The organism is Rhodococcus sp. Eu-32 (genome assembly GCF_003336925.1).
Lineage (GTDB): Bacteria > Actinomycetota > Actinomycetes > Mycobacteriales > Mycobacteriaceae > Rhodococcoides > Rhodococcoides kyotonensis_B.
In genome coordinates, this window is record NZ_QGNK01000001.1 from 21,396 (window position 1) to 33,820 (window position 12,425).

13 protein-coding genes are annotated in these 12,425 nt (G+C 65.3%); 8 read left to right on the top strand and 5 right to left on the bottom strand.

The window, feature by feature from the left end; translation table 11 throughout:
• Positions 1 to 61: 61 nt before the first annotated feature.
• Positions 62 to 1,225, bottom strand: a complete 1,164-nt coding sequence (locus tag DK926_RS00115; protein ID WP_114327841.1) for a globin domain-containing protein — start codon at positions 1,223 to 1,225, stop codon at positions 62 to 64.
• 190 nt (positions 1,226 to 1,415) lie between these two features.
• On the opposite strand from DK926_RS00115, the gene clpB reads away from it, so the two are divergent.
• From clpB to pyrE, 6 genes are all read left to right on the top strand, one after another.
• Positions 1,416 to 3,962, top strand: coding sequence for an ATP-dependent chaperone ClpB (gene clpB, locus DK926_RS00120; protein WP_114327842.1), 2,547 nt, complete (start codon positions 1,416 to 1,418; stop codon positions 3,960 to 3,962).
• An 80-nt stretch (positions 3,963 to 4,042) separates the two neighbouring features.
• Complete coding sequence (locus DK926_RS00125) at positions 4,043 to 4,918, top strand: DUF5666 domain-containing protein (protein WP_114327843.1); 876 nt, start codon at positions 4,043 to 4,045, stop codon at positions 4,916 to 4,918.
• A gap of 53 nt (positions 4,919 to 4,971) precedes the next feature.
• Positions 4,972 to 5,763: a hypothetical protein gene (locus DK926_RS00130; protein WP_243636610.1), complete on the top strand. Its 792-nt coding sequence runs from the start codon at positions 4,972 to 4,974 to the stop codon at positions 5,761 to 5,763.
• A gap of 20 nt (positions 5,764 to 5,783) precedes the next feature.
• The gene (locus tag DK926_RS00135) at positions 5,784 to 6,596 is read left to right on the top strand and encodes an SDR family oxidoreductase (RefSeq protein ID WP_114327844.1); all 813 of its coding nucleotides are present in this window, start codon (positions 5,784 to 5,786) and stop codon (positions 6,594 to 6,596) included.
• 61 nt (positions 6,597 to 6,657) lie between these two features.
• A complete protein-coding gene (locus DK926_RS00140) occupies positions 6,658 to 7,227 on the top strand; it encodes a LemA family protein (protein WP_068421698.1) in 570 nt (189 codons plus the stop codon).
• A gap of 44 nt (positions 7,228 to 7,271) precedes the next feature.
• The gene (gene pyrE, locus DK926_RS00145) at positions 7,272 to 7,811 is read left to right on the top strand and encodes an orotate phosphoribosyltransferase (RefSeq protein WP_114327845.1); all 540 of its coding nucleotides are present in this window, start codon (positions 7,272 to 7,274) and stop codon (positions 7,809 to 7,811) included.
• Positions 7,812 to 7,871: 60 nt separating this feature from the next.
• Here pyrE and DK926_RS00150 read toward each other — a convergent pair whose 3' ends face one another.
• The 3 genes from DK926_RS00150 to DK926_RS00160 all read right to left on the bottom strand — a co-directional run bounded on the left by DK926_RS00150 (position 7,872) and on the right by DK926_RS00160 (position 10,244).
• Positions 7,872 to 9,092 (bottom strand): MFS transporter, encoded by a 1,221-nt coding sequence (locus DK926_RS00150; protein ID WP_114327846.1) that lies wholly within the window; start codon positions 9,090 to 9,092, stop codon positions 7,872 to 7,874.
• A 32-nt stretch (positions 9,093 to 9,124) separates the two neighbouring features.
• Positions 9,125 to 9,568, bottom strand: a complete 444-nt coding sequence (locus DK926_RS00155; protein WP_243636568.1) for a MarR family transcriptional regulator — start codon at positions 9,566 to 9,568, stop codon at positions 9,125 to 9,127.
• Positions 9,569 to 9,644: 76 nt separating this feature from the next.
• Positions 9,645 to 10,244 carry a hypothetical protein gene (locus DK926_RS00160; RefSeq protein ID WP_114327847.1) on the bottom strand — a complete coding sequence of 200 codons (600 nt, stop codon included), beginning with the start codon at positions 10,242 to 10,244 and terminating at the stop codon, positions 9,645 to 9,647.
• A 124-nt stretch (positions 10,245 to 10,368) separates the two neighbouring features.
• Here DK926_RS00160 and DK926_RS00165 point away from each other — a divergent pair, with 124 nt between their 5' ends.
• The gene (locus DK926_RS00165) at positions 10,369 to 11,037 is read left to right on the top strand and encodes a lysoplasmalogenase (protein WP_114327848.1); all 669 of its coding nucleotides are present in this window, start codon (positions 10,369 to 10,371) and stop codon (positions 11,035 to 11,037) included.
• Here the strand turns inward: DK926_RS00165 and DK926_RS00170 are convergent.
• Positions 11,008 to 11,457 (bottom strand): hypothetical protein, encoded by a 450-nt coding sequence (locus tag DK926_RS00170; protein WP_114328579.1) that lies wholly within the window; start codon positions 11,455 to 11,457, stop codon positions 11,008 to 11,010. The two genes, DK926_RS00165 and DK926_RS00170, sit on opposite strands and share 30 nt — an antisense overlap.
• Positions 11,458 to 11,545: 88 nt before the next feature.
• Here DK926_RS00170 and DK926_RS00175 point away from each other — a divergent pair, with 88 nt between their 5' ends.
• Positions 11,546 to 12,349, top strand: a complete 804-nt coding sequence (locus DK926_RS00175) for an SDR family oxidoreductase (RefSeq protein WP_068421874.1) — start codon at positions 11,546 to 11,548, stop codon at positions 12,347 to 12,349.
• The last annotated feature ends 76 nt before the right edge of the window (positions 12,350 to 12,425 follow it).

Genomic DNA, 12,425 nt, shown 5'->3' on the forward strand with positions numbered 1-12,425 from the left:
GCGCACGTGCGCGCGAATGTACAGCCCTCTATACATTCGCGCGCACGTGCAGCGGAGCTGCCTACAGGGGATCGTGCTGCACGTGCTCCATCGGCGTACCGACCTTGCGCAGTGCGTACAGCGTCGTGCGCACCATCGACGGTGAACCGCAGACCTGGATTCGACGGTCCGCCCACGACCCGAACTGTGTGACGACCTTGCCGATCGGTCCGTGCAGCCGGTGGTGCATGCCCGCAGGCAATTCCGGGGTCGGCGACGCGTGCCACCACGGGTCCTCGTTCTCCTCGGTGACGGGTACGACCGTGAGCCACGGGTTCGACAGCGACAGTTGCCACATGGTCTGCGCGTCGTACAGGTCGCGCGGGTAGATCCCGCTCATGAACAGGTGCACGCGGGGATTGCGACTCATGCGAGCCATGTCCATGATCTGTGCGCGCAGCGGCGCCAGGCCCGTTCCGCCTGCGATCATCAACACGTCCTCGGGGATCGACCGGTCGACGTGCAATCCACCGAGCGGCGGGCTCACCGCCCACCGATCTCCGACGACGGTCTCGCCCACGATCGCGGGACTGACCCAGCCGCCGGACACGCGTCGGACATGGAATTCGATCTCGCCCTGCGGGTTGCTCGGAATGGCGGGGGACAGGTAGCGCCACAGCTTGGGTCGCTGCGGAATCTGAACGCTGACGTACTGGCCCGGGAAGTAGGGGATGCTCTCGTCCAGCTGCAGCCGCACGACGGCCAGGTCGTCGAGCAGCCGCTGGTGGTCGACGACCGTCGCTCCCCAGTACGGCGGCATCTCATCCGAATCCGCTGCGACGGCCATGCTGCCGCTGACCAGGTCGAGTGTGGACGTCCATGCGGCTTCGATCTCGTCGGTCCATACCTCGTTGCCGACGAAGGTCCGGAACGCCGAGATCAGCGCCGAACTACCGGCACGCAAGTGCGACCCGTCGACACCGTGTTTGCGGTGGTCGCGCCCCAGTTGTTCGAGGAACGGGACGACGCGCTCGTCGCGGTCGAGGTTGTCGAACACCCACGCGAGCGCTTTGACGAACCGTTCGCGCTGCTGATCCATGGCAGCCGGGAAGAAGGCTCTGAACTCCGGATGTTCCGCGAAGAGGTGCGCGTAAAAGGATCGGGCGAGTCGCTCGGGGCCGTCGTCCACTGCTAGAACCGCTTTGAAACCGGCACGAACCAGGGAGAGTGTTCGCGCATCGAGCACCGAATCGACCTCCGTCCCAGGTAGACGGTTCCGAAGTAGACCGGTCGAGGGTATCCCGTTTGGCGAACGGTGGCCACATGCCTGGGCGGGCCGGGTTCGCGCAAATTTTCAGAGTTGAGCGGAACAGACTCAACTTCGCTATCGTTGTACACACCGACATCAGTTGTTCTCGGAAGAAAGCAGGTGACCGGTGGACAGTTTCACCCCCACCACGAAGACCCAGGCTGCGCTCAGCGCGGCTCTGCAGGCCGCATCCGCGGCAGGTAACCCGGACATCCGTCCGGCACATTTGTTGGTGGCGTTGCTGGATCAGACAGACGGCATCGCCTCGCCATTGCTGAAGGCTGTCGGCGTCGACCCGGTGACGGTACGGGGAGAAGCTCAGACGATGGTCGATCGTCTGCCGTCGGCAACCGGTTCGACGACCACACCGCAACTCGGACGCGAAGCACTTGCCGCCATCACGACGGCACAGAACCTCGCGACCGAACTCGACGACGAGTTCGTCTCCACCGAGCACCTCATGGTCGGCCTCGCCACCGGCGATTCGGACGTCGCGAAGATGCTCACCGGACACGGGGCGGGCCCGAGCGAGCTGCGCGACGCGTTCCAGACGGTCCGCGGCAGCGCCCGCGTCACCAGCGCGGACCCGGAGAGCACGTACCAGGCGCTGGAGAAATACAGCACCGATCTCACCGCCCGCGCGCGGGAAGGCAAGCTCGATCCCGTCATCGGGCGTGACACCGAGATTCGACGCGTCGTGCAGGTTCTGTCGCGCCGGACCAAGAACAACCCGGTTCTCATCGGTGAGCCCGGCGTCGGCAAGACGGCCATCGTCGAAGGGCTCGCGCAGCGCATCATCGACGGCGACGTGCCGGAGAGCCTGCGCGGCAAGTCCGTCATCTCCCTCGACCTCGGATCGATGGTCGCCGGCGCGAAGTACCGCGGTGAATTCGAGGAACGGCTCAAGGCCGTTCTCGACGACATCAAGAACTCGGCCGGCCAGGTCATCACGTTCATCGACGAGCTGCACACCATCGTCGGTGCAGGCGCCACCGGTGAGTCCGCGATGGACGCGGGCAACATGATCAAGCCGATGCTCGCCCGCGGTGAGCTGCGGCTAGTCGGCGCGACCACGCTGGAGGAGTACCGCAAGTACATCGAGAAGGATGCTGCGCTGGAACGTCGCTTCCAGCAGGTCTTTGTCGGGGAGCCGACGGTCGAGGACACCGTCGGCATCCTGCGTGGCCTCAAGGAGCGCTACGAGGTGCACCACGGTGTCCGCATCACCGACTCGGCGCTGGTGGCCGCCGCCACGTTGAGCGATCGGTACATCACCGCGCGCTTCCTGCCGGACAAGGCAATCGACCTGGTCGACGAGGCCGCGTCGCGGTTGCGCATGGAGATCGACTCCCGTCCTGTCGAGATCGACGAGGTCGAGCGCGCCGTGCGTCGCCTCGAGATCGAGGAGATGGCACTCGAGAAGGAGACCGACGACGCGTCGAAAGCCCGTCTCGAGAAGTTGCGCGCCGAACTGGCCGACGACCGGGAGAAGCTCAGCGAGCTGAGTGCACGGTGGCAGAACGAGAAGAACGCCATCGACTCGGTCCGGGTGCTGAAGGAGGAGCTCGAGAACCTGCGCGGCGAGTCCGAACGAGCGGAACGCGACGGCGATCTGGGCAAGGCCGCCGAGCTGCGCTACGGCCGTATCCCTGCTCTCGAGAAGCAGCTCGAACAGCAGACCGAGGCCAGTCCCGCACAGGACGACGTCATGTTGAAGGAGGAGGTCGGGCCGGACGATGTCGCCGACGTCGTCGCAGCATGGACCGGCATTCCTGCAGGCCGCATGCTGGAAGGCGAGACAGCGAAGCTTCTGCGCATGGAAGACGAGCTGGGCAAGCGTGTCGTCGGGCAGAAGGACGCCGTTCAAGCGGTTTCCGACGCCGTCCGCCGTGCTCGCGCAGGCGTCGCCGATCCGAATCGTCCGACGGGGTCGTTCCTGTTCCTCGGCCCGACCGGTGTCGGTAAGACCGAGCTCGCGAAGGCCCTTGCGGATTTCCTGTTCGACGACGAACGGGCAATGGTCCGTATCGACATGAGCGAGTACAGCGAGAAGCACGCGGTCGCGCGACTCGTCGGGGCACCTCCCGGTTACGTCGGCTACGAGGCGGGTGGCCAGCTCACCGAGGCCGTCCGACGGCGTCCGTACAGCGTGATCCTGTTCGACGAGGTCGAGAAGGCGCACCCGGACGTGTTCGACATCCTGCTCGCCGTCCTCGACGAGGGCAGGTTGACCGACGGTCAGGGCCGCACGGTCGACTTCCGCAACACCATCTTGATCCTGACGTCGAACCTCGGTGCGGGCGGCACGAAGGACCAGGTCATGGATGCGGTGCGGCGCGCCTTCAAACCCGAGTTCGTCAACCGGCTCGACGACGTCGTCGTGTTCGACGCCTTGTCCGAGGACCAGTTGGAGTCGATCGTCGACATCCAGCTCGGCCAGTTGGCGACGCGGCTCGCTGCGCGCAGGTTGACGTTGGACGTCTCGCCGGCGGCGAAGATGTGGCTCGCGGTGCGTGGGTACGACCCGCTGTACGGCGCTCGCCCGCTGCGCAGGCTGATTCAGCAGGCGATCGGCGACCAGCTCGCCAAGTTGCTGCTGGCAGGCACGGTCCGCGACGGCGACGTCGTTCCTGTCGCCTTGTCGCCCGACGGAGACGGGCTGGTACTGGGCTGATTCGCGGTTCGCCGAGATCGACATGCGTGCGTGACGTCGATCTCGGCGGATCGAGGATGCGCGCAACGTACCCTCGGGTAATGACGAATTCGGACGATCCGCGGGAGCGGTCGTGGGAGGACGGGACGGCGAATCCGCCACCGGACCCCTACGGCCGCGATCAGCCCACCCAGTCGTGGCAGCAGTACCCGGATCAGCCGACCCAGCAGTACCAGAACTACCCACCGCAGCAGTACCAGGGCTACCAGCAGTATCCGGATTCGCAGCCGTATCCGGAGTCGCAGCCGTACCCGGATCAGCCGACGCAGCAGTACGGCTATCCGCAGTATGCCGAGCAGCAGCCGAATCCGACGCAGGCGCTGCCGCCCTACGATCCGAACCAGCAGTACGGGCCCGGCCATCAGTACACCCAGTCGTACGGACCGCCCCAGAACTTCCAGCAGCCGCAGTACCAGCCGCAGGAGACCGGTGAACCGCCGACGGGTGGGAATTCGTCGCGAAAGGTGCTGTTCGCGCTGTTGGGACTGGCCGCGTTGGTCGTCGTCGTGCTGGCGGGTGTCTTCTTCGTGACCAATCAGCCGTCGAGTTCGAACACCGCATCCGCACCGACGACCGTGCGCCCGTTGCCGACGACGCTCGCGCCTCTCCCGACTCCCAGCCTGCAGCCCTCGGCGCCGCCGTCCACCCCCGGTGGTCTGGTGCCCGGTGGTATCCCCGAGATCCTCGGTAACTCGGGCGCCGCGATCGGTACCGTCACGGCGATCGACGGGTCGAACTTGACCTTGCAGGGGATCGACGGTGCCCCGGTGACGGTGTTGACGACGCCCGCGACCCAGGTGTTGTCGCTGTCCGGATTCGACCTGTCGGCTCTGAAGGTCGGGTCGCGTGTCGTCGTCAACGGCAGTCCGGCCGCCGACGGTGCCATCACGGCCGACATCATCGTCGAAACGCCGTAAGTCGGCAGATGGGCGACATCGTGGAAGCGATAGGCTGACGGGCGATGACGGCTATGTGGTTCGGACTTGCAGCGATCGCACTCGTGGGTGCTGTCGCACTTCTCTACATCGACAGGTCGCGCCGCGACCAGCTCGGACGCGTTCGCCAGATGTGGGCGAAGGCGCAGGGTTACACCTACGAGGCCGACAGCGACGCCCTCGTGCGGCGCTTCCGCCGAGCCGCACTCGCCAAGCCGGAACACGACATTGCCCTCGACGTCGTTCGGGGTGTGCGCCGCGGTGAGAACTTCGTTCTGTTCGACGTCGAGGAAGAGACGACCATCGTCGCGGTTCAGCGGCCCGTGGGGTCCGACGTCGACATCGATCTACGACTGAAGTCGACGCCGCCGCCGAAGGACCAGGACCTCGAACTGCTCGGCTCGATCGGGCCGCGCGTCGTGTTCGCCACCGACGTCGAGATCGCGCGACGCGTCTGCGATCAGCGGATGGCGGCCTTCACGGAATCGGTGCCGCCGCACCTGAACCTGCTGTGGAGCGAGAACGACTGGACCCTCGGATCGATGCCGCTCGGCAGCAGTGGCCGTGAGTGGGATGCCGCGATCGACTCCGTCGCACGCCTGTCCGGAATGCTGCACGTTCTACCACCGGTGTCCCGCCGAGCAAGCCCCACGCCACGTGCGGCGCAGCAGCGTCCGGCGCCGACACCTCAGCAGCGTCCGGCACCTGCTCCCCGCGTGCAGGAGCCCAGGCGCCCGGAACCGTCGGGGGCGCGGCCGACGCCGATCAATCGTGCGGCCGGCCGTCGTTCGGCGGACTCGTCCGAAGGTCGTCCCACGGACTCCTGAGAACGCTATAACCTTCTCGCATGACCGCTGATCCGATCGAACCGGAGATCTCTCGGAAGCTTCGCCCTGTTGCGCTCGTCACCGGCCCGACGTCGGGTCTCGGGGCCGGGTACGCCCGGCACCTCGCCGCCCGCGGCTACGATCTGGTGCTCGTGGCGCGGAACGAGCTGAAGTTGCGTTCGCTCGCCGACGAGCTGCGCCTCGGATTCGGCACCGACTCGGAAATCCTCGCGGCGGATCTCGCGTCTCAGCAGGGTCGGGATCAGGTGATCGAACGGCTCGAACGCGGCGTCGAATTCCTCGTCAACAACGCAGGTTTCGGTACGTCGGGCGAGTTCTGGACCGCGTCGCCCGAGTTGTTGCAGGCGCAGCTCGACGTCAACGTCACCGCGGTCATGCAGCTGACGCGCGCCGCACTGCCGTCGATGGTCGCGGCGGCGAAGGGAACCGTCGTCAACGTCGCGAGTGTGGCAGGTCTGCTGTCCGGGCGTGGGTCGACCTACTCGGCGTCGAAGGCGTACGTCATCTCGTTCTCCGAGGGGTTGTCCGGTGGTCTCGCGGGAACCGGTGTGCAGGTGCAGGCGCTGTGCCCGGGATTCATCAAGACCGAATTCCATCAGCGGGCAGGCATCGAGATGTCGACTATTCCGAAGTTCATGTGGCTGAACGTCGATCAGGTCGTACAGACGTCGATGAACGACCTCGACAAGGGCAAGGTCATCAGCGTGCCGGGTGCCCAGTACAAGGTGCTGACCGCGATCGGTACGAAGGTGCCGAAGAGCGTCGTGCGCAAGCTAACCAACGTCGTCGGACGCGGTCGCGGGCGAACATAGTCCGAACGGTCCTGGCGTGCCTGCGGGCGTGTCGCGGAGAACCCCGTTAAATTCGTACCTCGTGACTGTTTTCGTGATCGTGGCGATTGTCGTAGTCCTGGTTCTTGCCTACACGGTGAGCGTCGAGCGACGGATCCGGCGCTTCCGCTCGCACACCGCGGCAAGTCGACAACTGGTCACGGTCGAACTCGACCGCAGGTACACGCAGCTGGAACCGCTCATCGCGGCGATCGAGTCGTCGGGCATGGATCAGGACGCCGTCCGCCAACTCGTCGGAGCGCGGTCGTGGTCGAAGGCAGTGCGTGAGCGTGGGCTCGGACTGACGTCGCAGGCCGCCGCCGAGAACGCGTTGTCCGCGGCGGTGCACACCGTGCTCGCCGAGTCGGATCGGCATCCGAAACTCAAGTCCAACTGGGCGTTCCAGGGGCCGGCCGGTGATCTGGAGACCACCGAGAAGCGCATCGCGGGCGCGGTCCGTGTCTACAACGACAACGCGTACCGGCTCTCGCTGCTGCGGACGTCGTTCCCGTCGAAGTTCGTCGCGAAGGCGCTGAAGGTCGACGCGCCGGAGCCGTTCGTCGAGCACGTCGATCTCGCCGGCGACGACCAGCCTACGAGCGTCGCAGCCTAGGTCGGTAGATTCATCGGGCAGGAATTCGATCGAAGGGATCTCTCATGTCCGACAGTGCCGACCGCGCCGAACTGGCCGAGCTCGTTCGTGAACTCGCCGTCGTACACGGCAAGGTGACGTTGTCGTCGGGCAAGGAAGCCGATTACTACGTCGACCTTCGTCGTGCGACGCTGCACCACCGCGCGAGCGAGCTGATCGGATCGCTGATGCGTGAGTTGGTTGCCGACTGGGACTTCGACGCCGTCGGCGGGTTGACAATGGGAGCCGACCCGGTTGCGCTGTCGATCATGCATGCGCAGGGCCGTCCCATCGACGCGTTCGTCGTTCGCAAGGCCGCCAAGGCGCACGGGATGCAGCGACAGATCGAGGGGCCGGACGTCGTCGGAAAGCGCGTTCTGGTCGTCGAGGACACCACGACCACGGGTAACTCGCCGCTGACCGCCGTCAAGGCGCTGCGCGACGTCGGGGCAACCGTCGTCGGAGTCGCGACCGTCGTCGACCGTGCAACCGGGGCCGACGACGTCATCGCCGCCGAGGGGCTCGAATACCGCTCGCTCCTCGGGCTGGGGGACCTGGGCCTGTAGCCCTCGTGAGTGAAAATGTATAGCCCTCTATACATTTTGACTCACATGCGGCGCAGCCGCTCAGTCCCCGACGGTGACGGCCTGAGCCTCGTCCACGCTGTGCGGGGCCGGGTCGTGTTCGTCGACGTGCGCCAGAACCTTACGGCCGGTGGACAATACGACGATCGCCAACAGCGTGCACACCGCGCCGACCCAGAACGGAACATGAGTGTTGCTCTCGCCGAGTTTGCCTGCGAGGTACGGCGCCGCGGCACCTCCGACGAAGCGGACGAAGCTGTACGCGGCGGACGCCGTCGAACGCTCGACGGGCGCCGAGATCATCACGGTCTCCGTGATCAGAGTGTTGTTGACGCCCAGGAACAACCCGGCGAGCACCGTTCCGACGATCAGAACGATCTTGTCTTCGGTGAACAGAGCCATGACGCCGAGGTCGACCGCGAACAGCAGCAGCGACGCCATCATCATGTTCAGCGTGCCGTATGCGCGCTGCAGCCGAGGAGCGAGAAACACCGACGCGATCGCCAGGCACAGTCCCCAGCCGAAGAAGATGAAACCGATGCTGTACGTACCCATGTCGAGTGGGAACGGCGTGTAGGCGAGCAGCGTGAAGAAGCCGTAGTTGTACAGCAACGCAGTGATGCCGACGGTCAGCAGGCCGCGGTGACGCAGAGCGCGGAACGGGTCGAGGATCGACGTCGTGTGCGCCGGCTTCGGGGTCTCGGGGAGCATGACGATCAGCAGGATGAACGCCACGGCCATGAGCGTCGCAACGCCGAAGAACGGTCCGCGCCAGGAGATTCCGCCGAGCACTCCTCCGACGAGCGGGCCGGTGGCGATACCGATTCCGAGCGCGGCCTCGTACAGGATGATCGCGCGAGCGACACCGCCCGACGCGGCGCCGACGATCGTCGACAGGGCGGTCGCGATGAACAATGCGTTGCCGAGTCCCCAGCCTGCACGGAAACCGATGATCTCGCCGACGGTTCCGGAAAGTCCTGCGAGAGCGGCGAACACGACGATGATCGCCAGACCGGCCAGTAGAGTCTTCTTGGGCCCGAACCTACTGGACACCACACCCGTGATGAGCATCGCGACGCCTGTGACGAGCATGTAACTGGTGAACAGCAACGACACCTGCGACGGGGACGCGTGCAGTTGTTCACCGATCGGCTTCAGAATCGGATCGACGAGTCCGATGCCCATGAACGCGATGACGCTCGCGAACGCAACGGCCCAAACAGCTTTCGGTTGCTTCGACAAGCTTTCCGAGGATGTACTCACTTCTTCTTCTCTCCTTGCGAATATGTCGCGTTCTACTCGGAGATCGACGTCTTGAGCATCGTGCGCAGTTCGCTCAAGCCGGCGGTCAGTTTCTTCAATTGATCCGGCTCGAAGTCGGAAAGGTAGGGGATCAACCCGTCGCCGATGTGTGTGCGGCCGTCGTTCAGCCAGGCAACACCGTCGTCGGTCATCTCGACGAGAACCGCTCGGGAATCCGACGGGTCCGCCGTGCGTGCGACGAGTCCTCGGTCGGCGAGTTTGCCGAGCAAGGCCGTCGCCGACGGCTGGGAGCACCGATCCAGACGAGCGAACTCGCTGATGCGGAGCGGTTGGTACTCCTCGAGCAATGACAGGGCGCGCATCCACGCACGTGGGTGGTCGTCACTGCCGAGTTGCGCAGCAAGACGGGCGAACCTGGACGACGTGGTCACCAGTTCGACGAGTAGGTCGCGCGTCGAGGAGTCGGGGTGCGTCACTTCAATTATGTTACATAAGCTAATTATGTATATCAAGCGAGCCGGACGCCTCCCGAACTTCGTCGGGAGGTGGGGCTCAGCTCGGGCTGTTCTCGTTCAGGAAGTTCTTGATTGCGACGTCCCATTCCGAGTCGCGCTGCTGGTCGAGGCGGTAACGCACGACGGTGTAGACGCCGGACAGGATCATGGCAACCGCGAACAAGCTTCCGATGCCGACGAACAGGGCTGCTGCGACGGCGTCGGCACCGGTCGTCGGCTGCGCCGAACGCTCGCCCGCGGCGTCGACCCAGATCTCGGACTCGGTGCCCGCGGGCGAACCGGACGCGACCGACACGGACCCGTTGTGCTGGGCGCCGTCGAACGTCCAGGTCGCGTCGACGGATGCGGTGGTGGACGACCCGCCATCGCCTGTGGCCAGGGGCATCGCTTGCGCTTCCGCGGTGGTGGTCGCCGTTACCTGGTGGAGCGACGTCTCCTGCGCGACCATCCGCGCCTGCTGCGTTTCGAGGGTGGACATTCCGAGCCATGCAGCGATCGGCACCATCAGGATGACGAGCGTGACGACGACGTTCTTGACGCGGGCTTGGATGCGGTCGGAGCGTCGGAACAGGGGGTTGTGCAACGCGGGGTAGCCGACACCGGAGTTACGAGCGTGGTCAGTGTGTTTCCGGCGCATAGTAGTCCCTACGTGTCGTGTCGCGTGTTTACCTTTCAACGATGACAAGCTGCACGGTTCCGATCAAGCGATAGGGGCCAGCATCACACAACTAATTAGTTTTGCGAAGCATGAGGGGTGCCCGATGAAACGAACGTCCGTGGCCAGGATCTTCTTCGCCGGGTCGGCGGCTGCGACGGTGATCGGGGCAGCCACGGGATGCGAGCGTGTACATCGCGTCGCGAAGCCGTTGATGATGCCGGCTCTCGCGGCGAGCGTGGAACGTCCGTCTGCTGTTCTCGGATCCGCACTCGCGGCCGCGACGCTCGGGGACGTCCTGATGCTCGATCCCGACGACGATGCGCGCATTCTGGGCGGTGCCGGAGCGTTCGCCGTCATGCAGACCTGCTACTCGGTGCTGCTTGCGTCGCGAGGTGCCCGGATCACGACGGCGGCCGCGCTTCCGCGGCTGGCGGGCTGGGGCATCGCTGCGGTTGCGTTGAGGAAACGCTCACCGGACGTGGCACCGGGTCTCGCCGGCTACGGCGTCCTGCTGGCGACGATGTCGACGTTGTCTGCCGACCCGACGCTCGCGCCGGGTGCGACGGTTCGCGCTGGAGTCGTCGTGCCGACCGGCGACACCAGGTCGTGGCTCGCCGCGGGCGGTGTCCTGTTCACGATCTCCGACGCCCTCATCGTGTTCCGTCGGCTCGTGCCGTCGAGCGAGCGCGTGAGGCGGATCGCTGAAGGGGCCGTCCTGTCCACCTATGCGCTCGCTCAATACCTACTCGTCCGGGGTCTTTCCGGGGAGTAGAAGCACTTTGTGGTGGTCCAACGGGTCGACCATGACCGGCAGGGTGCGGCCTGGCTCGAACCTCGAGGCTTCGTCCGGCGGAATGGAATAGACGATGCGACCGGCGAACGGGGCAGAACCGGGAACGGTGAACGCGAGGTCGAGTTCGGTGGAATCGTCGTCGATCCTGCGCGACGCCTCCACCGTGGCCCAGCCTTCGACGCCGTTCTTGGCGAGGCGTCGCTGCTCCGCGGTGCGACGGTTCGCGACGAGCATGGCGATCCCGAGCGCGACGGCGAACCCCGCCACCAGGAACATGAGCTGGTAGGGAAGGGTGCCGGGCTCTGCTCGTGGCCTGAGCCACCCGGCCCAGATCACCAGCACGATCACATAGACCACCGCCACAGCCGCGACGGCCCGCAATATCCGTTCGTGATTCACCCACATCTCCTCGACGAGAACTTCAGCGTAGTCCTGAAATATCCCCGAGGGACTTACCGATAACCGTCGTAACGCCTATTCTGTCGGAATGCCTACGCCTTCCGTCTTCATCACCGGCGCCGCAGCCGGGATCGGACGTTCCACTGCGCTCAAGTTCGCTCGCTCGGGTTACCTCGTCGGCGCGTACGACATCGACGAGACCGGCCTTGCTTCGCTGAGCAAAGAGGTGACCTCGAGGGGCGGACGCATCGTCACCGGCGTCCTCGACGTGACCGACCCGCAGCAGTGGGAGAAGCGTCTGAAGGAATTCGACGCCGAGGCGGACGGACGTCTCGACGTGTTGATCAACAACGCGGGCATTCTCGTTGCCGGACCGTTCGAAGAGATGCCGCTCGAGGTGCACAAGAAGCAGATCGACATCAACTTCAACGGTGTCGTCTACGGAACGCTCGCGGCGTTCCCGTATCTGAAGGTGACGCGAGGTGCTCAGGTCGTCAACCTGTGTTCGGCGTCGGCGATCTACGGCCAGCCCGAGCTCGTGACCTACGGCGCGACGAAGTTCGCGGTACGCGGTGTCACCGAGGCGCTCGACCTCGAATGGAAGAAGTACGACATCTCGGTCAAGGCCATGTGGCCGCTGTTCGTCCAGACCGCCATGACCAAGGATGTCAGCACGGGAACGACGAGCACGCTCGGAATCAAGCTCACCGCCGACGACGTCTCGCAGGCCATCTTCGACGCCACGAGACCGGCGAAAGGGTTGCGACAGAGGCCGTTGTTGCACAAGGTGCACTTCCCGGTCGGTCTGCAGTCGAAGGCTCTGTCGCTCGGTTCGCGCTTCTCGCCTGCCTGGCTGACGCGCGAGGTGAACCGTCGCCTGAGCCACACCTAGATCTACATGGTCGACCGGAGCTGAACAACCCGCACCCCGACGGCGACCGTCGGCCTTCGCCGGTATGGTCGCTGAG